Here is a 24334-nt window from a genome sequence, read left to right on the forward strand (position 1 = left end):
TTTATCATGGTATGAAAGTTGCTGATTAAAGCGTATGGATATTTTAAAACTAATAGGTAGAGAAAAAGCGTTATTTGATGACGATATACAAAAGCAAAAAAATGAGTTAAGTAAGATTGTAAGTGAGGCAAATTTTTTGGTGCTTGGTGGGGCAGGAAGTATTGGGAGTGCTGTTGTAAAAGAGATTTTTAAACGCAATCCTAAAAAGCTTCATGTTGTAGATATTTCTGAAAACAATCTTACTGAACTTGTTCGTGATATTAGAAGTTCTTTTGGTTATATAAACGGAGAATTTGCAACATACGTACTCGATATAGGTTCCATTGAGTATGATGCCTTTATTACGAAAGATGGGCAGTATGATTATGTACTCAATCTTTCAGCACTCAAACATGTACGCAGTGAAAAAGACCCGTTTACTTTGATGCGGATGATTGAAACCAATATTTTCAATACAGACAAAACACTCAAACAAGCAATTAAAAACGGTGTTACAAAGTACTTTTGTGTCTCGACTGACAAAGCAGCCAATCCTGTTAATATGATGGGTGCAAGTAAAAGAATTATGGAAATGTTTGTGCATCGTAACTCTACTAAGATTGAAGTCTCAATGGCACGATTTGCCAATGTTGCTTTTTCGGATGGAAGTCTTCTACACGGTTTTAATATGCGTTTAGAAAAACAGCAACCTATTGTTGCTCCAAATGATATCAAACGCTATTTTGTAACACCAAAAGAGAGTGGAGAACTCTGTTTGATGAGTTGTATTTTTGGAGAGAATCGTGATATTTTCTTTCCAAAACTCTCCGAAACATTGCATCTTATCAGTTTTTCTGAGATTGCTGTCAAATATCTCAAAGAAAAAGGCTACGAACCATACTTGTGTAAGAGTGAAGCTGAAGCGCGTAGACTTGTTAAAACATTGCCACAAAAAGGACAGTGGCCTTGTTTGTTTACGGAAAGTGATACTACGGGAGAGAAAGATTTTGAAGAATTTTTTACTGAAAACGAGGTACTCGATTTAGAGCGATTTGAAAACCTTGGCATCATCAAAAATGAGCTTGATTTTGATGCAGAACTTTTAGAAAAGTTTGAAAAAGAGATAGAACAGATGCTTCTTGCAAAATCGTGGAACAAAGAGCAGATAGTAGAACTTTTTTTAGAACTTCTGCCAAATTTTGAGTATGAAGACAAGAAAAAATATCTTGATGGGAAAATGTGATGCAAACAATAATCAATTTTATTCAAGATATTTATCAAACAAAGGAGTTTATTCCTCTGCATGAACCTCGTTTTAGAGGAAATGAAAAGAAGTACTTAAATGAGTGTATAGACTCCACTTTTGTCTCAAGTGTAGGAAAATTTGTTGATTTGTTTGAAGAACAATTTGCTTCGTATGTGGGAGCAAAATATGCTGTTGCAACTGTAAATGGAACGAGTGCTTTACATGTAGCCCTCACAGTTGGTGGTGTGTCTGACGATGATGAAGTAATAACCCAGGCACTCACGTTTATAGCTACATGTAATGCTATCAGTTATTGTGGAGCAAAACCGGTTTTTATAGATGTAGATTTAGAAACATCGGGGATGAGTGCAAAAGCATTAGAAGCGTTTTTACAACAAAACTGTATAGTGAAAAATGGGGAATGCATAAATAAAACAACGAACAAAAGGGTAAAAGCATGTGTGCCAATGCATACGTTTGGTCACCCCTGTGAGATTGACACTATTGCTCAAATTTGTAAAAAATGGCATATTGTTTTAGTAGAGGACAGTGCTGAAAGCCTGGGCAGTTTTTATAAGCAAGAACATACAGGAACATTTGGAAAGATGGGCTGTTTTAGTTTTAACGGTAACAAAATCATCACTTCCGGTGGCGGAGGCGTTGTAGTCACAGATGATGAAGTGTTGGCAAAAAAGCTCAAACACCTTACTACAACGGCAAAAGTGCCACATAAATGGGAGTATTCTCATGATATAATCGGGTATAATTACCGCATGCCAAATCTTAATGCAGCACTTTTAGTTGCACAACTTGAGGAGCTGGAAGGTTTTTTAGCATCAAAAAGAGAGTTAGCACAAAAATATGCACATTTTTTTGAAGATTTTGACGATATAGAGTTTATTAAAGAGCCAGATAATGCACAATCAAACTACTGGCTCAATGCCATTACATGTAAAGATAAAAAAATGAGAGATGAGTGGTTGGAATTTACAAATGCAAACGGTGTTATGACACGCCCTGTATGGAAACTGATGAGTGAGTTGGGAATGTTTAAAATGTGTCAAAATGACGGACTGAAAAACTCAAAATATTTGAGTGATAGAGTTATCAATATTCCAAGTAGTGTGTTATGAAAAAGAAGATAATTTTACTTGGTGGTGGCGGACACTGTAAAAGTGTTATTGATGTGATTGAGAAAGAGGGACGTTTTGAGATTGCTGGTATTGTTGAAAAGTTTACAGGAGAGTCAAAAGCTGTTTTAGGCTATGAGATTATAGGCACGGATGATGAGTTAGAAAAGCTGAGGGAGTCATACGAGTATGCCATTGTGACTGTAGGACACATCTATTCTAACAGTGTGCGGGTAAAACTTTTTAAAAAACTTAAAGCACTTAACTTTGTTCTGCCGACGATTATCTCTCCGCTTGCTTATGTTTCGCAACATGCTCACATAGAAGACGGGAGTGTTATCCTCCATCATGCAATCGTAAACGTCGGGGCAAAAGTGGGCAAAAACTGCATTATAAATTCAAAAGCTCTCATTGAGCATGATGCCCAGATTTATTCACATTGTCACATCGCTACAGGGGCAATTGTAAATGGAGATGTCATTGTCAAAGCCAATAGTTTTGTAGGAAGTGGATCCGTTGTTGTTCAAGGAAGAGAAGTTGATGGATTTGTAAAAGCCGGGAGTGTTTTTAAATGAGTGTATTTATCATAGCAGAAGCCGGTGTGAACCACAACGGCAGTACTGAACTGGCAAAACAGCTTATAGATGCAGCTAGTGATGCAGGGGCAGATGCTGTAAAATTTCAAACCTTTAAGGCTGAAAAATTAGTCAGTAAAGATGCAAAAAAGGCTGAGTATCAGAAAAAAAATATGCAAAGTGATGATATAAGCCAGTACACAATGCTCAAACAACTTGAACTTGATGTTTCAACCCACAAAGAACTCATAGCCTACTGCAAAACAAAAAATATTATGTTTCTCTCTACACCATTTGATTTGGAGAGTATAGATATGTTGGACTCTTTAGGCTTAGAAATTTTTAAAATACCAAGCGGAGAGATTACCAATCTGCCATATTTGAGAGCAATCGCAAAACTTGGTAAAAAAATAGTCCTCTCTACAGGCATGGCTACTCTTAGTGAAGTAGAAGATGCGCTCAATGTGCTTACATGCAATGGTACATCAAAGGAAAACATAACTGTTTTACATGCAAATACAATGTACCCGACACCCATAGAAGATGTCAACCTCAAAGCAATGCTCACTATTGCAGATGCTTTTAATGTAGCATACGGATACAGTGATCATACACTAGGAATAGAAGTACCAACTGCAGCAGTTGCACTTGGTGCAAGTGTGATTGAAAAACATTTCACACTTGATAAGACAATGTCTGGACCAGATCACAAAGCTTCACTTGAACCATATGAACTTAAAGCAATGGTAAGTGCTATCCGCAATATCGAAAAAGCCATGGGAGACGGAGTCAAAAAACCCAGTAAAAGTGAAACTCCAAACATAAAAGTGGCAAGAAAATCTATAGTAGCAGGCAGACCTATAAAAAAAGGGGAGCATTTCAGTGAAGAAAACCTGAGTGTGAAACGTCCGGCAGGTGGCATAAATCCAATGCAGTGGGACGAACTCATTGGCAGTGTTGCGCAAAGAGATTATGCTGAAGATGAGATGATTTAAATGAAAAAACGCAAAATAGCAGTGATAACTACAACACGTGCAGAGTATGGACTATTGAAGCCTCTTATGCAAGAGATACAACAGGATGATGCTCTTATTTTACAACTCATTGTAAGCGGTACACATGTTAGCAAAGAGTATGGCGAAACTTTTAAAGAAATAGAGAAAGACTTTAGTATTGATGCAAAAGTTCCCTTTACATGTAATGAAGACGCAAAAGAGGAACTTTCATGTGCTATGGCACAACTCCAATGTGAAATGACTCATACATTAACAACATTAGGGCCTGATATTGTGGTTATTTTGGGAGACAGGTATGAGATACTCAGCTGTGCACTAGCTGCGTTTATGTTGTGTATTCCCATCGCACATATTCATGGTGGAGAAATTACCGAGGGGGCTATTGATGATTCTCTCCGTCACAGTGTTACAAAATTAGCTGCTCTTCATTTTACATCGACAGAAGTTTACAAGAAAAGAGTCATTCAACTTGGAGAAGAACCACAAAGAGTTTTTAATGTTGGTTCTTTAGGAGTAGAAAATATAAAAAAAATGCAGCTGCTCTCAAAAAAAGCATTTGAAAAATCTATAAACTTTACACTAGGAAAAAAGAACCTTTTAGTGACTTTTCATCCGCAAACGCTCAGTGAACTTTCACCTGCACAACAATTTCAAAGCGTTTTAGAAGCACTTGCGAACTTCAAAGATATAAAAATTATTTTTACTAAAGCAAATGCCGATGCAGGTGGGAAAATTATTAATACAATGATAGATAACTATGTACAACAGAACAGGGAAAAAGCAATAGCATTTCACTCATTGGGACAACTCCGCTATTTTAGTGCTATCAAGTATGTTGATGCAGTCGTAGGAAACAGTTCAAGCGGTATCTTGGAAGTGCCGAGTTTTCATAAAACCACAGTAAATATCGGCGAGAGGCAAAAAGGGCGGGTGCAGGCAAAATCAATTATCAACTGTTCAATAGATACACAAGAGATTAGCTATTCAATACAAAAAATATATGATTCTGACTGGCAAAAACAACTTCAAAATATTCACAATCCTTATGAAGGAACGCAAACTGCTGATAGTATTAAAAAAACTTTAGCAACTGTTTTATTGGATCAATTAAAATATAAAATTTTTTACGACATAAAGGTATAAAATGCAAAATCACAACAATGTTTTAATAAGCAAACATGCTTCCATTAAAGATGCTCTGTCTGCTATAGACAAAGGGGCAATTCGTATAGCAATAGTGCTTGATGATGATGAAAAAGTGGTTGGTACATTAACGGATGGGGATATTCGTAGAGGACTGCTCAATGGCTTAACACTTGACTCTTCCATCGAAAATCTTTACTTTAAAGAACCTACGCTTGCAAATATCAATGACTCCAAAGAGCTTATCATTCAAAAAGCGATACGTAAGCAGATTTATCAGATTCCTATTGTTGATGATGACGGTAGACTTGCTAAGATTGAAGATTTGGCAAAGCTGCTCAAAACAAATGCAAAGAAAAATAGAGTTGTTTTAATGGCAGGAGGACTTGGAACAAGACTGCGACCACTCACACAGGATGTACCAAAACCACTCTTAAAAGTTGGAAACAAGCCGATTTTAGAGACTATAATAGAAAATTTTGCCAAATACGGTTTTGTCAATATTACTATCAGTGTCAATTACAAGGCAGATATGATCAAAGAGTATTTTGGTGATGGGAGTACACTTGGTGTCAATATTGATTATATTCAAGAGGATAAACGGTTAGGTACAGCTGGTGCACTTTCACTGATAAAAGATCGCCCGCAAGAGCCTTTTTTTGTTATGAATGCAGACTTACTGACCAATGTAAACTTTGAGCATCTTTTAGACTTTCACTCGTTTGAGAACTCCGTTGGTACTATGTGTGTGCGTGAGTATGATTACCAGGTACCTTATGGGGTGATACAGACTGATGGAAGCAAAATTGTATCTATAGAAGAAAAGCCTGTGCACAAGTTCTTTGTCAATGCCGGTATTTATGTTCTTTCTCCTCAGGTTTTTGAGTACATTCCAAAAAATGAATTTTATGATATGCCGACACTTTTTGAGGATATTATCAATGATGATCTTAAAACTATATCGTTTCCTATTCATGAATATTGGCTCGATATCGGACGGATGAGTGACTTTGAACAGGCGCAAGTTGAATATAAAGAGATATTTTAATGTTACAGGATAAAACTTTTTTAGCCATTATACCCGCAAGAGGCGGTTCTAAGAGATTGCCTCGTAAAAATGTTTTAAATTTGGCAGGAAAGCCTTTGATTTCATGGAGTATAGAAGCTGCCAAACAAAGCAAATATATTGATGAAATTGTTGTTTCAAGTGATGATGATGAGATATTAGGTATTGCTCATTCTCTGAACGTGACTGTTTTAAAACGCCCTGCAACACTTTCAACGGATACAGCCACAACTTTTGAAGTAATACAACATCTGATAAAAAACTTTGAAAAACAATATACACATCTAATTTTACTGCAACCAACAAGCCCTCTACGAGATAGCGAAGATATTGACAAAGCAATAGAACTTTTAGATAAAAAAAATGCTGATGCTGTTGTAAGTGTGTGTGAAATGGAGCATTCACCACTTTGGTCCAACACTCTGCCAAAAAACAAAAGCATGACAACTTTTTTGAACAAAGAAATTTTAAATAAAAGAAGTCAGGACCTAGAAACATACTATAGATTAAATGGTGCAATATATGTTATAAGTGTCACAAAACTTTTAGAAAAGAAAAGTTTTTTTTTAGAAGAGAGTATATATGCATATGTGATGGATCAAAAAAAGTCTATTGATATTGATACAAAATTAGACTTTGAAATAGCCAGTTATTTGCTTTCTAGGCTAATATAATAGCTGTAGATTATATGGTTTACAATGCTGTGCATATCTTTCACTGTAGAGAGTTATGCACTAGCACAGAAAGAGTATTTGCAGTTGCAACAGGAATAAAGTTAGTTACTGCTATTTGCTTGTGCATCAATCATCTGTTGCAATGATGAAAACTCTGCATTTAATTGGCTTATCATGGCATCGTACGCAATAAATTGTTGAGTCATGATGTCATATTTACTATCAAGAGAAGCTTGAGCTCTCTCTCTTGCATCGGCTAAATTTTGAGCATCTTTTGTCAGTCCATTATCAAAGTTTGAGAGAAGTCCATCATATCCGGTATATTGTCTTACCTTATCATCAAGACTTGTAAAGAAGCCTGTTGTCTCATTACCGTTGCTGTCTGTTCCTCCTGTAAAAAAAGTTTTAACACTGTCAGAATCAGTTTGTAGTTTTGATTCTAAAACACTGCTGTCAAAACTCATGACACCATATCTGTCGATATCAATTCCATAGTCCATAAGAGATCCGGAATTAAAACGGCTTGTTACTGCACCTGCTAGATCTCTTTTGAGTCCATTAACAAAGCTGTCTCCTTGAAAGATGCCCTGTGTTCCTTGCTCTTTGTCAAAAATGGTCATATCGTTAAGGTTTGTCATTAGGGTATTATAGTTGTCAACAAACATCTGCATTTCATCAACAATTTTTTGAGTATCTTGATTGATGGTTACATTAGAAATATCTCCCTCTGTTTTGAGCGTAATATTTACACCCAAAATCAAATCGCTTATCTCATTAGTTGAACGTGTTGTTGTGATTCCATTAAACTTAAAAACTGCATCTGTAGCGTCTTGTATTTTTTGATAACCATCTGTTAGAGTTGTATCAAACAAGGCAGCATCAAGTGAACCTGTGCCATTTGTCCCATCATCTGTATCTGTAATAGTTATTGCCTGATTTTCTCCTGTTTCTTTAGACGAAAGTACAAGGCTAAACGCTCCTGGAGTTGTCTCTAAAATGGAGGCATCTATTTGGGTTCCTGCAATATCTGTTATAGATTGTGCAAGACTTTCAAGGGTTGTAGTTGCATCATAGTTAATATTATAGGTAGTGCCGTTGATGTCAAGATTCAAGACACCAGCAGCAGAAGCGATGGGTGCGGTTGTACTACTCACGGCACCAAGCTTTGTTATGTCTTTTTTGGCAAGTGTTGTTGTTTCTAAGGTAAAAGAGTCAACATTGGCTCCGGCATCTACGGTAACTTCGGCACTTCCACTTACATCAACTGTTTTATTATCAAAAAGAGTATCATTGCTTAAAGCAAAAGTACTTCCTTTGAAGCTGTTCATATATGAAGAGAGGAGGTCGTATGATTGCTGTTTTTGATTATTTGTTTCAATTTTTGCATCAATAGGATCAATTATATTTGCTGTGTCGGCTGCTTTGAGCTGGTCAATAACATCTGCTGTTAAAACACCTGAACCAATGCCTAATGAACTAATACTTCCCGCCATAATAAAATCCTTTTTTTATATCAACTGCAATTATATCGTCTTAACAGATAAAAACTTTAGAATAATAGAAAATATTTTTTTGTAAATTTATATTCAAGTTATCTACAATGTTGTCGATATGTATGGGATGAATAAAACAAAAGGAATCTGCGATGTATAGTAATGCAGCATATAATATTTACAATCAAAATAATGTCAATATAGAGTCACCAGAAAAGTTAATAGAGATGATGTATGAGGGTGTTTTGCGTTTTAATGCACAGGCAAAGAAAGCGATTTTTGATGAGGATAATTCGAAAAAAGTATATTGGATAAATCGTGCTATTGCTGTAATTGTAGAGCTGATTGCCGTGTTGGATAAATCGCAGGGGGATGTTGCTGTATATCTGGATGGACTTTATAATTATCAAATTCAATTGTTAAGCTATGCAAATATTGAAAATGATACGGAAAAAATTGATGAGGTGAGTAATGTATTTAAAGGCTTACTTGCAGGATGGAGAGAAACAACTGATGTGGCACACTAAACTGCAGATTGCCATTATAGAAAAAAATGCAGAAGAGATTGATAAACTTGTATCACAAATGCCAAAGTTTGAAACAATAGAGCAGATGAAATCTGCTGCTTCACTCATAAAAGAGGCACTAAAAATTGTAAAGCAACTGAAAAGTGAAACAGGAAAGACTTTAAAAAAGTTGCGTCAACATCAAGAGTTTTTAGGTACAACTTCCTTGATGACACATAATAAGTTTGATATCATCTCTTAGTTTTTTTAACAATTCCAAAATGTAAACTTCTAAGAGTATACTCAGTGACCACAGCGCCTTTTCGCATAGTGAGTATATGCTCTACAGTATCGGCAATATCTGCAGCGATCAGCTTTTCATCTTCTTTTTGACTGACATCAAAACGCAGCGCATCATAAAAGTTACTTTGTGTCATATCCGGATTTATATTTGTTATACTGAGTCTGCTTTTTCTGGTTTCTTCAAAAAGGGCATCGCCAAAAGCCTTGAGACCTGCTTTTGTAGCTGAGTAAACGGCTGCGAATTTACTAGCCCGTAAGGCTTCTATGGAGTTGATGTTGATGAGGTAACCTTCATTTTCTTTGAGAGAACGCAATAGGGCATTTGTGAGTAACATCGGAGCGGTAAGATTTAAAAATGTCATGGCGGTAATAGTGCTTACATGTAACTCTTCATGAGGTTCAAAGTACCCAAAACCTGCACAGTTTACATGGAGAAAGATATTTTCTTTTTTGAGTTTTTCACATAGTTTTATTGTCTCTTTTTCTTCTGCAAGATTACATGTAACTGCATGAAAGTTTATATGATTAAAATCCTTCTCTTGTATGCTTCTGCTAACACCAAACACTTCAAACCCAAGTGTTAGTAGTCTGTTTGTTATGGATTTTCCTATGCCACTACTTGCTCCGGTGACTACTGCTTTTTTCAACTTTTGCTCCTCTTTTTGCTATACTACATGTATGAAAAATATTTACATAACTGATCTTGACCATACATTTTTACGAAGTGATTTGTCTGTGAGTGATTATACTAAAAAAATATGGAACTCGTATGCCTCTGATGCAGTTTTATCTGTTGCAACGGCAAGAACCTATAAAAAAACGGCACAGTTTTTAGAAGGTATACATGTAAATGCACCGATGATATTGCTTGACGGTGCGCTCATCGCAACAATGGACAAGAAAATAATTGACACAAAATTTGTCACTCAAGAAGTAGGCGACACCATCATAGAAGAGGGTGCACAACTCGGCATTTATCCTTTTGTGCTTTCTTTGGTTGATGGTGAACTGAATGAAGCATTTTCTTACTCTACAATGCTCAACAGCTATCAAAGTGAAATAATAAAACGCTATGTGAATGATGACCACACACAGGCATTTGAAGATTTGCGAGCTATGCAAAACAATTTTAAAATCGTTTATATGGGGGATGAAGCACTTTTAAGGGAGTTGGAAAAAAATCTCAGAGCTGTTTTTGGGGAAGAACTGAAGTATATTTTGGCGCCCGAAGCCTATATGGGATGCTATTTTTTGACACTTTTGCATAAAGATGCCGACAAATCCCACGGTATACAGAGTGTAAGTGAAGCAGTCGGTTTTGATTTGGAAAAACTAACGGTATTTGGGGACAATTTTAATGATATTGGAATGTTTGAACTGGCAAATATTTCTGTAGCCGTTGCAAATGCCCAAGAGGATGTCAAAGCGTGTGCAGATGTAGTTTTAAAGCATACAAATGATGAAGACGGAGTTGCAAAGTACCTTGAAGAGATTAAAAATGCATAGAAAATCCACTCTTTTAGCCATGATTATTATAGGTGTTTTGTTTTTTATTTTTGGTTTTGTAACATGGCTTAACGGTTCTTTGATTCCCTATCTGAAAGTTATTTGTCATTTGAATGAGTTTGAAGCGCTCTTTGTGACCTTTGCCTTTTATATCGCCTACACTGTAATGGCACTGCCAATGGCTGTAATTTTGGAAAAAACAGGCTACAAAAAAGGAATGGCACTGGGGCTTTTGGTGATGAGTCTGGGTGCTTTGCTTTTTATTCCCGCAGCACTGAGCGGTGAATTTTTGGTTTTTCTGGCAGCACTTTTTACACTTGGAACAGGACTCACAATACTGCAAACGGCATCAAATCCTTATATAGTTTTGGTAGGGCCGATAGAGTCGGCGGCAATGCGTATCAGTATAATGGGACTCATCAACAAGAGTGCAGGTGTTTTGGCTCCGCTGCTTTTTACCGCATTTATATTGGCAGACATCGGTTTTGGTGTAGATTTGGAAAGTATAAATACACAAGAGCTGGCACATAAGCTCATTGCACCCTATATGGCAATGGCAGGGATACTCTTTTTGCTGAGTTGTTTTGTCTGGTTCTCTTCATTGCCTGATGTGGAGTTTGAGGATGATCCGTATGACAAGGCAAATATTTTTGCTTTTCCCCGGGTTGTACTGGGGGCTTTGGCACTCTTTTTTTATGTCGGCATAGAAGTTATAGCCGGTGATACGATTGGGCTGTACGGGCAAACTCTGGGTATGCCCAATGCAACTGCCTTAACTGCATACACTATGGGATTTATGGTTGTCGGCTATCTTGCAGGTGTCTTTTTTATACCAAAATATCTGTCGCAGGAAAAAGCGCTTGTTTTTTCTGCCTTGTTTGGCATTGTTTTTTTGTTTGGCGTGGCCTTTAGCTCTACGACTGAGTCACACATAATAACAGGACTTCCTGACAGCGTGGCTTTTGTAGCAATGCTAGGTCTGGCAAATGCCCTTGTCTGGCCGACAATCTGGCCTTTGGCACTAAAAAATTTGGGGAAACACACAGCCAAAGGAAGTGCATTGCTCATTATGGCAATAGCCGGCGGAGCAGTTGTGCCACTTGTTTTTGGAAAAGTGGTACAACTGACACAGGATATGCCGATGTCTTATCTCATAGGCATTGTTTGTTATGCAATGATTCTGATGTATGGTGTAAAATGGCATAAAATGACAGCTTGGAGGAAATCATGGCAAAAGTAATAATATTCAGCGGTGCCGGAGTGAGTGCCGAGAGCGGAATTTCAACATTTCGAGACAGTGGCGGACTCTGGGAAAACTATAAAATCGAAGAGATTTGTTATGCCGGTTGTTTGGATTGGAATTATGATGAAACGATTGCATTTTATGACAAACGCAGAGAAGATATAAAAGATAAAAAACCAAATAAAGCACACAGCCAAATCAGCAGATTAAAAGAAAAGTATCCTAAGGACATAGCAGTAATCACGCAGAATGTAGACGATATGTTTGAGCGTGCAGGATGCAAAGAGGTCCTGCATCTGCATGGATTTTTACCTGAAATCAGGTGTGAAAACTGTGGTTTTATAGATAATATAGGCTATAAGAAATTAAATGAAGCATATGAAAACTGTCCGCAATGTTCAAATAAACTGCGCCCGAATATTGTCTTTTTTGCAGAACAGGCTCCCAAATATCAGGATCTTTATAAAGAACTGCAAGATTGTGAAATGTTGGTAGTGATAGGAACAAGCGGAAATGTTATCAATACAGATGCTTTTCTGCAGGGAAATAACAGATATTCCATACTCAATAATTTAGAAAAAAGTAGTGCAATAAATGATACACTCTATTCAAAAGTACTGTATAAAAAAGCGACGCTGGCAATTGATGAAATTGTAAAGGATGTAGAAGCGTTTTTAAAACCCTAGGTTTGAACCTAAGGTCACAATTTAACTGTTTTGTTGGCTGTAGAGCTCTTTTTCGCGCTGCATTAAAATATTTGCCAAAAATGTATATGCTTCGACCCATGCCTGCTTGTACTCATCTGTAAAATCATCACCTAAAACATCGCCCATAGCTGTGATTAAAGCATCAGCAACCATAGGGTAGTGCTCAGGTTTTACTTTTGTCTGTACATGTGTATTTGCCATTTTTTCAACTGCTGCTGATAGTGCATCAAGATTGTCAATATTTGCGGCAAAAGCTGCGATAGCACCTGCAAGTTTTTTATGTTGGTCACTTTGTGCATTTGCAAACAAAGGTTTTGTTTCAGGATATTTACTGAAAAGTATTTCATACATGCGTGTCGTAATTTTTTCGGCATTTTTTCCAACTAACGGGATTGTTTTTTTTACAGCTGTAACTGTCTCTTGAGATAAGCTCATTGGGTATTCCTTAATTTAATTTATGGGGAATTATATATATACTACCTTAAAGTGGTATATTGTTGTTCAACTAAAAAGCAATTTGTTATGATTTATAAGTTACAATCAATAAATCCAATTTTTTGAGGTATTTTATGCACTTTTCCAAAACAACCGAATATGCTATCCGTGTTTTGTCCTACCTGGATCGTTACCCAAACAAGGCACATTCCGCCTCTTTTTTACATAAAGAGTTGGGACTTCCTTATAAATACCTTACAAAACTTATGACTCAACTTGAAAAACAGGATTTGGTAAATGTGCTCAAAGGACGTAATGGAGGTTTTAATCTGGCAAAGGATTCTGAGCAAATATTTTTATGTGATATTCTTGAAGCCATAGGTGAACCGCTTGAATTTGATCGATGTATTTTGGGTTTTGAAATGTGTGATGCCTCAAATCCTTGTGCATTACACTCGCAATGGATTGAACCTAAGATAAATATTGAAAATATGCTGCAGACAACTTCACTAGCTTCTCTCGCAAATGATATAAAAACGAAAATTTGATTGTTGAAGGGGAGAAAAATTATTAAGTGGTGCGGACGAGAGGACTTGAACCTCCACACCTTGCGGCACCAGATCCTAAGTCTGGCGTGTCTACCAATTTCACCACGTCCGCGTGGATAAGTTTTTAACGTCACTTCTGACAAAATAATATAAAAAATTTAGTGGTACCCCCTACACGATTCGAACGTGTGACCTACGCCTTAGAAGGGCGTTGCTCTATCCAGCTGAGCTAAGGAGGCTAAGAATGGTACGCCCGATAGGATTCGAACCTATAACCCTCGGAGCCGAAATCCGAAACTCTATCCAGTTGAGCCACGGACGCTACTACATTTGTTATATTATTTAATTTTATATTTTCTCATGGGGTGGGATACGGGATTCGAACCCGCGACCCCCGGCACCACAAACCAGTGCTCTAACCAGCTGAGCTAATCCCACCATACTGTTATAGAAAATATAAAGTAAAATTTAAAGTGGTCGGGGTGAAAGGACTCGAACCTTCGGCCCCCTGGTCCCAAACCAGGTACTCTAACCATACTGAGCTACACCCCGACCTATACACATTAAACAGACAGTTATGCTGATTAATGAGGCGAAATTATAGTTAATTTGATTCAAAATGTCAATAGTATTTGGAAATTCTTTTTAAAAAACTAATTTTTTCAGTATAATTAGACTACTTCAATAGAGAAAGTTACACATGAAAATAGCTAGATTTAGTCGGATTGGTTTTATAATGGCAGCAGCAGGAAGTGCTGTAGGACTTGGAAATATTTGGAAATTTCCTTATATTACAGGAGAGTATGGAGGCGGAGCCTTTGTTCTTATTTATCTCCTGACTGTATTACTTATTGGTTTTTCTATTATGACAGCTGAGATGCTCATTGGGTATCTTGGTAGGCGTGATACAGTAACATCTTTTGAAGAGTTGGCACCAAAACATAAAAATTTATGGAAATTTGCCGGTTTTCAAGGGTTGGCAGGCCTATTTATTATGATATTTTATTCGGTCGTTATTGGATGGATATTTAATTATGTAGTCACCTCACTAACTTATCTTCCCTCGACGGTTGGAGAAGCAGAAACAACCTTTACAAAGATGCTTCATGCGGATTTTTGGACACAGTTTTTCTACCATACACTTTCTTTTGTTGTGATTACTTATGTCCTGCACAAGGGTTTAAAAGGCGGTATAGAAAAGCTCAATATGCTTTTGATGCCGGCATTGATGATTATTTTGGCTTCAATGTTTGCGTATGCAGTCACACTAGACGGTTTTTCAAAAGCTGTATCTTTTATGTTTTCTCCTGATTGGTCAAAAATAAACTCTGAGGCTTTTGTTGTTGCTGTTGGGCATGCATTTTTTACTCTGAGCCTAGGGATGGGTGCCATTATGACATATGCGGCTTCTCTTGAAAAAAATGCTAACATTGTCAAGAGTGCTTTTTGGGTCGCTTTTTTAGATACAACTATAGCTATTGTAGCAGGGTTGATGCTTTTTACATTTTTGTATCAGTACGGTTCTGGTCCGGCAAAAGGTCCGGGGCTTGTCTTTATCTCTTTGCCTGCTGCATTTTATGAGATGGGTATCGTTGGAAATGTATTTGCTGTTTTGTTTTTTATTGCATTGGCATTTGCAGGACTCACATCCTCTGTCTCTCTTGTTGAGCCTATGGTACAGTACTTTATAGATCGATTTTGCTGGAGTCGTCTCAAATCGACTCTTTTAGTGGGGATATTTTTCTGGTTTTTTGGTATTTTTGCTATTCTCTCAAACATAGACGATACAAAAGAGTATTTAACATGGGGGAGTAAAAACTTTTTTGATTGGGTTGATTATGTGACTGCTGCAATCATGCTGCCCCTTGGTGGACTCTTGATGGCGATTTTTGTCGGTTATGTTATGCCACGCTCAGAAGTAGAAGCAACAATGAGGCCTCAGTTGAAATGGGCTTTTGCACTATGGTATTTCTCTCTTCGTTATATTACGCCTGTCGCCATGTTTGTGGTAATGCTTTCGCTTATGGGGATTATATGATAGATAAAATCAAAGATGAATGTATAAAAATTTTAAAAAATGAAGGGGTTAACCCAATCTCTACTATAGATTTTGATGTAAATGGCAAAGTACACTCTTTGAGTTTTGCATATATTATAGAGACCTATATGCAGGCGTCAGAAGAGTCAAAACTTGTATTTTTAAGTGCTTTGAAAAAAGCGGTAGCAGCTCAGGAGATGGGGATTGAAAAGTTCTTTGAGGGAATGGGAAAACTTCTTTTGATGACACATCTTTCTGAAAAATTTGATATTTAACAAGGAGGTTTTTATGGTAAAAAATATTATTATCGCAGTTGTTTTGCTTTTGGCAGTAGGCGGACTGGTGTATAAGGCGGCCAATCCGTCAGATTACAAACATCCGCTTCACCGCTAAAAGCAAAGCAAAAGTACTTTGTTCTTTTACGGGATTAAAATTGTATCATTCCATCCACTGGGGATGATGCGGTTGCATAAGGACGCTTAGGTATTCTTCCCGAAAGATAGCTCATTCGACCAGCTTGAACAGCATGTTTCATTGCCTCTGCCATTAGTATAGGATTTTGTGCCTGTGCTATGGCTGTGTTTGTCAAAACACCATCAGCACCAAGTTCCATTGCGTAGGCAGCATCACTGGCACAACCGATGCCCGCATCTACAATTACCGGTACTTTTATCGCATCTCGGATAAATACAATGTTGTATGGATTTTGAATACCCAATCCACTTCCAATAGGCGCAGCAAGAGGCATAACTGCATTAGCTCCGGCATCTTCAAGACGTTTTGCCATAATCGGATCATCTGAAGTGTAAGCCATAATAGTAAAACCTTCTTTTGCCAAAACCTCACACGCTTTTATGGTTTCAAGTACATCTGGATAAAGTGTTTTTTGTGTATCTCCGATCACTTCAAGTTTTATTAAGTCAATGCCTGTTGCTTCACGCGTTAAACGAAAAGTAGTGATAGCCTCTTCCGCAGTTACACATCCCGCAGAGTTTGGTAAAAATTTTACATTTGTTCCAGCAAAAGTATCGCGTAGATTCTCTTTATCTGGGTCTGTGATGTTAAGGCGTCTTACGGCAACGGTAATGAGTTCACTTCCACTTGCAAGAGTTGCCTCTTTTGTCATCTCAAAAGAGTCATACTTTCCACTTCCGACAATCAGTCTTGAGCCAAGTTCGTATTTTCCAATTTTTAATTTGTTATCCATTTTTATTTGTCCTTTAGTAATTATCAGATTTATAACATAAGGAATCTTATAAATTCCCAATCCCTTGTATTAAATCCTCTGGTGTAAGAGAAAAATCAGAGCCGTTATAGTTATGTGCTAGTTTTGTATGTGCTAAAGAGCCGTGAATTGCAGCATCTAAAGGGGTGTATCCTTGTGCTAACAGACTGCCTATAAGACCACTAAGTACATCACCGCTCCCAGCTTTTGCAAGTTTGGCACTTCCATGAGGATTAATAAAAAAATTATTATTCAAGCCTATTATGACATTTGCACCTTTTAAAAGAAGGGTGATATGAGGATAGGCTTTACAAAAAAGCTCTACATATTTAAAACGCTTTTGTTGTAACTCTTCCACACTTATATTTGCGAGTTCTGTAATCTTTAAAAGTGAAACGAACTCTTTTGGATGTGGCGTTAAAATAATATTCTTGCGAGATAAAATTTTTAAAATCAGTTTCATAGAGAAAACATCTGCATCAATTATCATTGCGATATCATTTTTTAAAAAATCCTGAAGCTCCTCATCGCTGAACTCTGCACCAAGTCCCATACCTAAAGCAAGGGCTGTTGTGTTGTCTGGTAGAGCATGAGCATACATCAAAGAGTGCGGAATGTGAAGAAGTTGCTGATTTTCATAGCCTACCAAGGTAACAAGTCCTGCACCAAATTTAAGTCCAGCAAGTCCACTCATAACAGAAGCTCCTGGTTTTTCACCACAAAGCAGACTCAAATGCCCAAAGTTTCCTTTATGTGCATTTTTTCTCTCTCTTGCAGGAAGCTTTAAATCTTGCATGTCGAGTAGATACCAATTTGTTTGAGATTCATAAAGCTTTCGTGAAACACCCAAGTCTAAAACTTCAGTTTTTCCTAGAAAATCTTTGGCTTCGTCCAAAAAGAGTGCTTTTTTCAAAGCCCCCATTGTCAGTGTTACATCTGCACAAAAGGTTGCTTTTGCACAGGTACCACTTTTTGTAAGTCCACTTGGTACATCACAGGCGATCTTAAAAGCCCTGCTTGTGTTCATTGCATGTAAAAGGTTTGTAATTTCTGCAGAAAATTCTCCACTGAAGCCTGTGCCGACAATGGCATCAACAAGGATGTCGCACTCCTGAAACTCTTTTATTTGTTTTACATGTAGAGCCTTTGCCCTTTTTTCCTGCAGTAAAGCCATTTGGGATTTTGGGACTTTGGCATACAAAAGAGAGACATCGTACTCACCATGTAAAAGCCGTGCCAAAGCGATTCCGTCGGCTCCATTGTTGCCACTTCCTGTCACTATGAGGGTTGTCTGTTTGTTTGAGAAGTTGGCTCTTATGTAAGAAGCCATGCCATTTGCAGCATGTTCCATTAAAATATCTTCACTTAGAAAGAACTCTTCATAACATTTCGTATCAAGCGAGCCAACTTCCTCAAATAGTTTTTGCATAGTTACAGTTCCGGTACATACTCATCAATTTTAACCATACTGCTTTTTATATCATTAAAGAGCAGCGTAGGGTAGGCTGTTCTGTATTGGTAGTAAAAATGGTTTTTACTTAATGTTTTTAAAATTGCCGTATTATAGTAGTTGGCATTAGAACATTTTCCTACATAAAGGAATGAAAACAGTAGTTTGAGGTGTGGGTTTTCAAAAATTGGATGTGGTTGTGCCAAAAATGTAAAACCTTGTTTTTGAAGATTTGTAAAGCTAAGCATATAGAGTAGAAAATCTTCAAATTTTGTGTAAAATCCATTAAGGTTTTCAATATCATGGAAAAAATAGTAGTAATCATCCAGAAGTTTTTGCTGAGAAATAACTTGTGAAAGTTTACTTTTCTTCTCTCTTTTTGTGGCAAAAAAGTTAGGATTGACTGCCATATAGATATGTTTTTTTTCAGCTACAAGTGCGGCAAAAGCTTCATCAAATGCTTCGCTCTCCTCAAAACGAATATAGTTAAAGTGCTCATCTTTGTATCTGAGCTCAACATCATCTTCATGAGAGTTTGCAAAGTCCATATAGAGCGTGGGTACATTGTTGTCAATGACAAAATTTCTTATTTTGCAGGCCAGGTTCGTCTTGCCCGCACCCTCTTCACCCAAAATCAAAGTATTGTGTGTGAGCATTCTCTCTTCTAATCTTAAAGCATCAATAGTATCCAAATATCTACCAATAACATTTCTCATAGCATGTCCTTAAAAATCATATTTCTAGTATTATATCTTCTTGATGATAAAAAAGGTATAATTAGACCATGAATTATAAAACAATTGCGCAAGAAACATTAAATATCGAAGCAAATACCCTGCTCAATGCAGCAAAAAACATTGATGATGCCTTTAACAAAGCTGTAGAAATTATACTTACATGTAAAGGCAAACTTGTTGTGAGCGGGGTCGGTAAAAGTGGACTGATTGGAGCAAAAATGGCGGCTACCTTTGCCTCGACGGGAACACCGAGCTTTTTTTTACATCCTACAGAAGCGCTCCACGGTGATCTTGGAATGATAGGCGAAAATGATGTTGTTGTTGCTATCAGTTATTCGGGAGAGAGCGAAGAGTTGAGTTCGATTTTACCGCATATCAAGCGTTTTGGCATACCGCTTATCGGCATGACAAAAGACAAAAACTCAACACTTGGACACTACAGTGATGTGGTGGTCAGGGTTGTGGTTGAAAAAGAGGCCTGTCCGCTCAACATAGCACCGACAAGTTCGACAACACTGACACTTGCACTCGGCGATGCCCTGGCGGTGGCTTTGATGAAAGCCAGAAACTTTAAAAAGAGTGACTTCGCTTCTTTCCATCCCGGTGGTGCTTTGGGGAAAAAACTCTTTGTCAAGGTGAGAAATCTGATGCGAAGTGAGAATCTTCCTGTTGTTTCAAAAGATGCAAAAATGAAAGATGCCATTTTAAAAATCAGCGAAGGCAGACTCGGAACGGTGCTTATAACAGATGAGAGGGGAGAGCTTGTAGCACTTATGAGTGACGGCGATGTCCGTCGGGCTCTTTTGAGGGATGATTTTTCCCTTGAAGATGATGTGCTCAAATATGCCACACCTGATCCTATGAGCATAGATGATGAAGAGATGCTTGCGAGTGATGCACTTGTTTTAATAGAAGAGAAAAAAATCCAGCTTCTGGTTGTCACAGATAAGGACAAAAAGATAAAAGGCGTACTTCATATTCATACGCTCATAGAAAAAGGAATTTCATAATAATGAGACTAAACAAATACATTGCACACTATTCAACCTACTCAAGAAGAGAGGCTGACAAGGCTGTTCAAGACGGTTATGTCCGTGTAAACGGAGAGATAGAAACAAACCCTGCAACACAGGTTCAAGAGGGTGTAGATATTGTCTACATCAGCGGAAAACAGGTTTCTCCTCAGGAAAAGTACACGGTGATTGTGTATAACAAACCAAAGGGAGAGCTTGTCACAAAGAATGACCCAAAAGGGAGAAGAACGATTTATGACTCTTTAAGCAAAGAGTTTAAACATTTTATTCCTGTCGGACGGCTTGACTTTGCAAGTGAGGGGCTGCTTCTTTTAACAGATGCTTCGCATGTGGCGACGGCGCTGATGGAGTCGGATCTGGAGAGAATTTACAAGATTAAAATCAAAGGGATGGTGACTCCGGATATGGAAGATGCCATGCTCAACGGTATCTATCTGGATGATGCAAGTGCCGGAGCGCATTCGCATTCCAAAATCACTTCTATGGATATCAAACCTTTTATAGGCTACAAGATTCAAAAGAATCAGCCCAACTATTCCATCCTCAAAGTAGCGCTCAAAGAGGGAAAAAACCGTGAACTTCGCCGTTTTTTTGCACACTTTGGCGCAGAGGTGGCTGACTTGAAACGTGTAAGTTTTGCCGAAATTGAGTTAAACAATCTTCCGACTGGCAAGACAAGATATTTGACACGCAGTGAATATTCTGCACTTTACAAATTTTTAAAAGAAGAGAAAAAGAGAGCCAGAGAGAAAAAGAGAAAAGAAGAAAAAGAGTAGGCAATGGATTTTACACATCTGCTGCGACCTGCAAATTTTGATGAGATGACAGGGCAGGAGCATTTAACCGCAAGAGATGCTCCTTTGCGTGTTTTGTGTGAAAAAGAAGCCCTTGGACACAGTTTTTTTTATGGACCTGCCGGTGTTGGAAAGACATCACTTGCCAGAGTCATAGCAAAAACTATGCAACTTCCTTTTTATGAGTTTAATGCCACTTCACTTAAAGTTGAACAGCTTCGAAAAATATTTGAGCAGTATAAAAATGCTCTGCAAAAACCGCTCATATTTATAGATGAGGTGCACAGGCTTTCAAAAAATCAGCAGGAGGTTTTGCTTCCTGTTATGGAAAACAATTCTGTGCTTATCATAGGTGCCTCAACAGAAAATCCTTTTTATTCGCTTACTTCTGCGATCCGTTCACGCTCTATGCTTTTTGAGCTCAAAAGTATATCCCATGCCGGTTTGGAAAAGCTGTTGCTGAGAGCATTGGACAAAACAAATATTGTCCTTGAGGAGGATGCAAAAGCCTATCTGACAGCATCAAGCGGCGGAGATGCAAGAGCGATGCTGAAGCTGTTGGAATTTGCCGCCAATATCAATGAAACAGTGTCTCTGGAGTTGTTGCAGTCACTCCGTCCAAATGCCCTTCAGGCCGGAAGCAGTGAAGACGGTGTGCATTATGACCTGGCGTCAGCGCTGATTAAGTCCATTCGGGGGAGTGATGCGGATGCGGCGATTTACTATCTGGCGCGTTTGATTGCAGGCGGAGAGAGTGCTGATTTTATCGCCAGACGCCTTGTGATTTTGGCAAGTGAAGATGTAGGCAATGCCAATCCGCAGGCTCTGACTCTGGCAACCTCCTGTCTGACAAGTGTCAGCAAAATAGGCTATCCCGAGGCAAGAATTATCCTGGCACAGGCGGTTATTTATCTGTGTGCCTCTCCAAAATCCAATTGTGCATATTTGGCAATAAATAAAGCCTTAAAGAGTGTGAAAGAGGGGAACATCACAGAAATTCCGAAAAATATCACAAACAGCAATGAAAACTATCTGTATCCCCACGATTTTGGTGGATATGTCGAACAAAACTACCTTGCCAAACCGATGCATTTTGTGGAGTTAAAAGAGATAGGCTATGAAAAAAAGATGAAAGAGTGGATAAATATTATAAAAGACTCATCAAAATAATGATATACTTGAAAAAATACTTTTCAACAAGGAAGATTATATGACTATTTCAGTGTCTGCAAACAGTGTAACTATAAACGGAAATATCAAATCGATACAGGACTATCAACAGATTAAAGAGACGATTGATGCGCTCAGAACAACACACAAACATATTGTTCTCATAATCAAAGATTCCATATCCATTACCTCCTCTGTGATCGGGTATTTAAACAAACTTGTTTTAAAGGACAATATTGACTTACATGTAGAAGTAGGTGATGAACAGCTTATGGAACTTTTTGAAGATCTGAACCTTGTCTCTTTATTTCACGTAAAAAAGGTATAAAAAATGACTATAAAAAGCAAACTCAATCTCATTACTGCCATTGTTGTCTCTTTTGCTTTGGTAATTATAGGACTGACGGTCAACACAGCGCTGAAAGAAGATGCTATTGTGCAACAGTCAAAGGTGCTGAATGTAATGTCTCAAAAATTAAGTCTGCTCATCCATGAGACGCAAAAAGAGAGAGGGGCAAGTGCCGGTTATTTGGGTTCCAAAGGAAAGAAATTTGCAGATATTCTTCCTAAACAAAGAGAACTGACAGATAAAAGAAATCAGGAATTGAAGGCCTATCTCAAGACACTGGATTTAAATGATTTTCCAAAAGAACTTCAGGACCAGATTCATGGACTGCAAGAATATATGAATAAAATCAGTCAAATCAGAAATCTTGTTGACAGTTTTAGCATCAGTGTTGCAAAAGAAGTTGCATATTATACAAAGATGAACAGGAAGATCTTAAATATTGTCGGCTTGAGTGCAAAACTGGCATCGACTCCTGAATTGGTCAAAGCCCTGGATGCCTACACAAACTTTTTAAAATCAAAAGAGAGAGCGGGGATAGAGCGTGCGGTACTGAGTGCCACATTTTCTGCAGACAGATTTGCTCCGGGAATGTATGCCAAGTTTATTACACTTGTGGCGCAGCAGGACGCTTACATAGATGCATTCTTAACGATGGCAACAGACAGGGCAAAGCAACTTTACCGAAGCACAATGAATTCTCCTGCCGTAGATGAAGTAAACAAAATGAGAGAAATTGCTCAGACAAAAGCAAATGAAGGGAATTTCGGGGTTGACAGTGTTGTCTGGTTTCAAACCATTACAAAAAAGATAAATCTTTTAAAACATGTAGATGATAAACTTGCCAAAAACAATGATGCAATTTTGGCAAAAATAGAATCAGACTATAAAAAACGGACAGCTATTACGCTTGTAAGTTATATTGCTTTTGCAATTATTATATTTATCATCATTATGACAATCAGCAGAGGCGTGAACAAAAGCGTACAGAGCTCTTTGGAAAAAATAAAATGTGTTTCGAGTGATCTTGATCTTACATGTAACATTGTTGTAGAAGGCAATGATGAAATTTCCCAAATTTCCAAAGCGTTACATGTAATGATCAGTGCCTTTAAAGAGACAGTTCTGAGTGTTACCGATGTCTCAAAAAGAAACCAAAATGAATCTGAGAGATTACGTGATGTCGTGATTACTTTAAAAGAAAACAGTGAAGTGGAAGACGGAAAAATCACTGTGGTCAATGAACTGGCGGTAGATATCGGCAGTAAACTCGATACGGTTGAAGAGTCTACTGTAACAGTGACGGAAGATTTGCAGACAACATCTGACTTTTTGGAAGAGTTTATAAGCAAACTGAGTTCAGTGGTAGAGTCTATAGAAAATGGCAGTTCCCAACAGCAGGAACTTGTTCAAAAAGTCAGTGAATTGACAGAACAGGCAAAAAATATAAAAGATGTTTTGGAGATTATCTCAGATATCGCAGATCAGACAAATTTACTCGCACTCAATGCCGCTATAGAAGCAGCCCGTGCCGGAGAACATGGTCGTGGTTTTGCCGTAGTTGCCGATGAAGTGAGAAAACTTGCCGAGCGTACACAGAAGTCTTTAAGCGAAATCAGTGCAAATGTAAATCTCATTACCCAAAATGTAGTTGAAATCGCCGAAGAGACACAGCATACCTCACAAAGTATGGATCAGATCGCAGAATCCGCACAGGAATTAATTGTGGCATCCAATGATACAAAAGAGAATCTGATGCAGACAAAAGAGAGCTCCACCGATGTCATGCACCAAAGCATATACATAGCAACAAAAACAAAAGAGCTGGTGAGTACGATGGATGAGATTGTTGTTGTTTCTACAAAAAACAATGAGCTGCGCACAACGATAGAAGCTGTCGTTTCAACGCTTTCTCAGGATGCTGCTGCTTTAAAAAATGAACTCAGTAAATTTAAAATATAGTTCAGCCG

At 37.9% G+C, this 24334-nt stretch carries 26 protein-coding genes, 5 tRNA genes and 1 pseudogene; 21 read left to right on the top strand and 11 right to left on the bottom strand.

Features of this window, described 5'->3' with window-relative positions; genetic code table 11:
• Positions 1 to 34 precede the first annotated feature (34 nt).
• Genes FJR45_RS00975 through FJR45_RS01005 form a run of 7 tightly spaced genes read left to right on the top strand, consistent with a single transcriptional unit; the run spans position 35 to position 6829 of the window.
• On the top strand, positions 35 to 1222 hold the full coding sequence (locus FJR45_RS00975) for a UDP-N-acetylglucosamine 4,6-dehydratase (protein ID WP_193150958.1): 1188 nt from the start codon (positions 35 to 37) through the stop codon (positions 1220 to 1222).
• Complete coding sequence (locus FJR45_RS00980; RefSeq protein WP_283949381.1) at positions 1222 to 2358, top strand: LegC family aminotransferase; 1137 nt, start codon at positions 1222 to 1224, stop codon at positions 2356 to 2358. Before FJR45_RS00975 ends, FJR45_RS00980 begins: the two co-directional genes overlap by 1 nt.
• Entirely contained in the window at positions 2355 to 2930 is a 576-nt protein-coding gene (locus FJR45_RS00985; RefSeq protein WP_193150960.1) for a NeuD/PglB/VioB family sugar acetyltransferase, read from the top strand. Before FJR45_RS00980 ends, FJR45_RS00985 begins: the two co-directional genes overlap by 4 nt.
• Positions 2927 to 3925, top strand: a complete 999-nt coding sequence (neuB, locus tag FJR45_RS00990) for an N-acetylneuraminate synthase (protein WP_193150961.1) — start codon at positions 2927 to 2929, stop codon at positions 3923 to 3925. Before FJR45_RS00985 ends, neuB begins: the two co-directional genes overlap by 4 nt.
• Positions 3926 to 5089 carry a UDP-N-acetylglucosamine 2-epimerase gene (gene neuC / locus FJR45_RS00995; protein ID WP_193150962.1) on the top strand — a complete coding sequence of 388 codons (1164 nt, stop codon included), beginning with the start codon at positions 3926 to 3928 and terminating at the stop codon, positions 5087 to 5089.
• Position 5090: 1 nt separating this feature from the next.
• Positions 5091 to 6137, top strand: a complete 1047-nt coding sequence (locus FJR45_RS01000; protein WP_193150963.1) for a nucleotidyltransferase family protein — start codon at positions 5091 to 5093, stop codon at positions 6135 to 6137.
• A complete protein-coding gene (locus FJR45_RS01005; RefSeq protein ID WP_193150964.1) occupies positions 6137 to 6829 on the top strand; it encodes an acylneuraminate cytidylyltransferase family protein in 693 nt (230 codons plus the stop codon). The genes FJR45_RS01000 and FJR45_RS01005 overlap by 1 nt, the downstream gene beginning before the upstream one ends.
• A gap of 101 nt (positions 6830 to 6930) precedes the next feature.
• On the opposite strand, the gene fliD is transcribed toward FJR45_RS01005, so the two are convergent.
• A complete protein-coding gene (fliD, locus tag FJR45_RS01010; RefSeq protein ID WP_193150965.1) occupies positions 6931 to 8322 on the bottom strand; it encodes a flagellar filament capping protein FliD in 1392 nt (463 codons plus the stop codon).
• 152 nt (positions 8323 to 8474) lie between these two features.
• Here fliD and fliS point away from each other — a divergent pair, with 152 nt between their 5' ends.
• Positions 8475 to 8849, top strand: coding sequence for a flagellar export chaperone FliS (fliS, locus tag FJR45_RS01015; RefSeq protein ID WP_193150966.1), 375 nt, complete (start codon positions 8475 to 8477; stop codon positions 8847 to 8849).
• Positions 8836 to 9090, top strand: a complete 255-nt coding sequence (locus FJR45_RS01020; protein ID WP_193150967.1) for a hypothetical protein — start codon at positions 8836 to 8838, stop codon at positions 9088 to 9090. The genes fliS and FJR45_RS01020 overlap by 14 nt, the downstream gene beginning before the upstream one ends.
• On the opposite strand, the gene FJR45_RS01025 is transcribed toward FJR45_RS01020, so the two are convergent.
• Entirely contained in the window at positions 9080 to 9778 is a 699-nt protein-coding gene (locus FJR45_RS01025; protein WP_193150968.1) for an SDR family NAD(P)-dependent oxidoreductase, read from the bottom strand. The genes FJR45_RS01020 and FJR45_RS01025 overlap by 11 nt on opposite strands.
• A gap of 31 nt (positions 9779 to 9809) precedes the next feature.
• Between FJR45_RS01025 and FJR45_RS01030 the strand changes: the two genes are divergently transcribed.
• From FJR45_RS01030 to FJR45_RS01040, 3 genes are read left to right on the top strand one after another with little or no spacing between them, the layout of a single operon-like run.
• Positions 9810 to 10637 carry an HAD-IIB family hydrolase gene (locus FJR45_RS01030; protein ID WP_193150969.1) on the top strand — a complete coding sequence of 276 codons (828 nt, stop codon included), beginning with the start codon at positions 9810 to 9812 and terminating at the stop codon, positions 10635 to 10637.
• Complete coding sequence (locus FJR45_RS01035; RefSeq protein WP_193150970.1) at positions 10630 to 11877, top strand: sugar MFS transporter; 1248 nt, start codon at positions 10630 to 10632, stop codon at positions 11875 to 11877. Before FJR45_RS01030 ends, FJR45_RS01035 begins: the two co-directional genes overlap by 8 nt.
• Positions 11865 to 12566, top strand: coding sequence for an SIR2 family NAD-dependent protein deacylase (locus FJR45_RS01040; RefSeq protein WP_193150971.1), 702 nt, complete (start codon positions 11865 to 11867; stop codon positions 12564 to 12566). Before FJR45_RS01035 ends, FJR45_RS01040 begins: the two co-directional genes overlap by 13 nt.
• A 21-nt stretch (positions 12567 to 12587) precedes the next feature.
• On the opposite strand, the gene FJR45_RS01045 is transcribed toward FJR45_RS01040, so the two are convergent.
• Positions 12588 to 13022 carry a globin domain-containing protein gene (locus FJR45_RS01045; RefSeq protein ID WP_193150972.1) on the bottom strand — a complete coding sequence of 145 codons (435 nt, stop codon included), beginning with the start codon at positions 13020 to 13022 and terminating at the stop codon, positions 12588 to 12590.
• A 134-nt stretch (positions 13023 to 13156) separates the two neighbouring features.
• On the opposite strand from FJR45_RS01045, the gene FJR45_RS01050 reads away from it, so the two are divergent.
• Positions 13157 to 13570 carry an RrF2 family transcriptional regulator gene (locus FJR45_RS01050; RefSeq protein ID WP_193150973.1) on the top strand — a complete coding sequence of 138 codons (414 nt, stop codon included), beginning with the start codon at positions 13157 to 13159 and terminating at the stop codon, positions 13568 to 13570.
• A gap of 27 nt (positions 13571 to 13597) precedes the next feature.
• On the opposite strand, the gene FJR45_RS01055 is transcribed toward FJR45_RS01050, so the two are convergent.
• From FJR45_RS01055 to FJR45_RS01075, 5 genes are all read right to left on the bottom strand, one after another.
• Positions 13598 to 13682: transfer RNA gene (locus FJR45_RS01055), tRNA-Leu, on the bottom strand.
• 50 nt (positions 13683 to 13732) lie between these two features.
• Positions 13733 to 13809 (bottom strand) — tRNA-Arg (locus tag FJR45_RS01060).
• Positions 13810 to 13815: 6 nt separating this feature from the next.
• Positions 13816 to 13892: transfer RNA gene (locus tag FJR45_RS01065), tRNA-Arg, on the bottom strand.
• Positions 13893 to 13931: 39 nt separating this feature from the next.
• Positions 13932 to 14008: transfer RNA gene (locus FJR45_RS01070), tRNA-His, on the bottom strand.
• 36 nt (positions 14009 to 14044) lie between these two features.
• Positions 14045 to 14122 (bottom strand) — tRNA-Pro (locus tag FJR45_RS01075).
• Positions 14123 to 14270: 148 nt separating this feature from the next.
• On the opposite strand from FJR45_RS01075, the gene FJR45_RS01080 reads away from it, so the two are divergent.
• Complete coding sequence (locus tag FJR45_RS01080; protein WP_193150974.1) at positions 14271 to 15608, top strand: sodium-dependent transporter; 1338 nt, start codon at positions 14271 to 14273, stop codon at positions 15606 to 15608.
• On the top strand, positions 15605 to 15883 hold the full coding sequence (locus FJR45_RS01085; RefSeq protein ID WP_226966447.1) for a hypothetical protein: 279 nt from the start codon (positions 15605 to 15607) through the stop codon (positions 15881 to 15883). The genes FJR45_RS01080 and FJR45_RS01085 overlap by 4 nt, the downstream gene beginning before the upstream one ends.
• 152 nt (positions 15884 to 16035) lie before the next feature.
• Here FJR45_RS01085 and FJR45_RS01090 read toward each other — a convergent pair whose 3' ends face one another.
• The 3 genes from FJR45_RS01090 to FJR45_RS01100 are packed head-to-tail and all read right to left on the bottom strand — an operon-like array spanning position 16036 to position 18999.
• Entirely contained in the window at positions 16036 to 16815 is a 780-nt protein-coding gene (locus FJR45_RS01090) for a thiazole synthase (RefSeq protein WP_193150975.1), read from the bottom strand.
• Between the two features lie 46 nt (positions 16816 to 16861).
• The gene (locus FJR45_RS01095; protein ID WP_193150976.1) at positions 16862 to 18262 is read right to left on the bottom strand and encodes an NAD(P)H-hydrate dehydratase; all 1401 of its coding nucleotides are present in this window, start codon (positions 18260 to 18262) and stop codon (positions 16862 to 16864) included.
• A gap of 2 nt (positions 18263 to 18264) precedes the next feature.
• Complete coding sequence (locus FJR45_RS01100) at positions 18265 to 18999, bottom strand: P-loop NTPase family protein (RefSeq protein WP_193150977.1); 735 nt, start codon at positions 18997 to 18999, stop codon at positions 18265 to 18267.
• Between the two features lie 68 nt (positions 19000 to 19067).
• Between FJR45_RS01100 and FJR45_RS01105 the strand changes: the two genes are divergently transcribed.
• The 6 genes and pseudogenes from FJR45_RS01105 to FJR45_RS12660 all read left to right on the top strand — a co-directional run bounded on the left by FJR45_RS01105 (position 19068) and on the right by FJR45_RS12660 (position 24326).
• Entirely contained in the window at positions 19068 to 20030 is a 963-nt protein-coding gene (locus FJR45_RS01105) for a KpsF/GutQ family sugar-phosphate isomerase (protein ID WP_193150978.1), read from the top strand.
• A 2-nt stretch (positions 20031 to 20032) separates the two neighbouring features.
• The gene (locus FJR45_RS01110; RefSeq protein WP_193150979.1) at positions 20033 to 20830 is read left to right on the top strand and encodes a pseudouridine synthase; all 798 of its coding nucleotides are present in this window, start codon (positions 20033 to 20035) and stop codon (positions 20828 to 20830) included.
• Positions 20831 to 20833: 3 nt separating this feature from the next.
• Positions 20834 to 22018 (top strand): replication-associated recombination protein A, encoded by a 1185-nt coding sequence (locus FJR45_RS01115; RefSeq protein ID WP_193150980.1) that lies wholly within the window; start codon positions 20834 to 20836, stop codon positions 22016 to 22018.
• A gap of 40 nt (positions 22019 to 22058) precedes the next feature.
• Complete coding sequence (locus FJR45_RS01120) at positions 22059 to 22346, top strand: hypothetical protein (protein ID WP_193150981.1); 288 nt, start codon at positions 22059 to 22061, stop codon at positions 22344 to 22346.
• 135 nt (positions 22347 to 22481) lie between these two features.
• Positions 22482 to 23201 (top strand): annotated as a pseudogene (locus FJR45_RS12655) (nitrate- and nitrite sensing domain-containing protein); the annotation flags it as partial.
• A gap of 261 nt (positions 23202 to 23462) precedes the next feature.
• Positions 23463 to 24326 (top strand): methyl-accepting chemotaxis protein, encoded by an 864-nt coding sequence (locus FJR45_RS12660; protein ID WP_430739315.1) that lies wholly within the window; start codon positions 23463 to 23465, stop codon positions 24324 to 24326.
• Positions 24327 to 24334 lie beyond the last annotated feature (8 nt).

Origin of the sequence: Sulfurimonas sediminis, from assembly GCF_014905115.1 — a bacterium.
Taxonomy (GTDB): Bacteria; Campylobacterota; Campylobacteria; order Campylobacterales; family Sulfurimonadaceae; genus Sulfurimonas; species Sulfurimonas sediminis.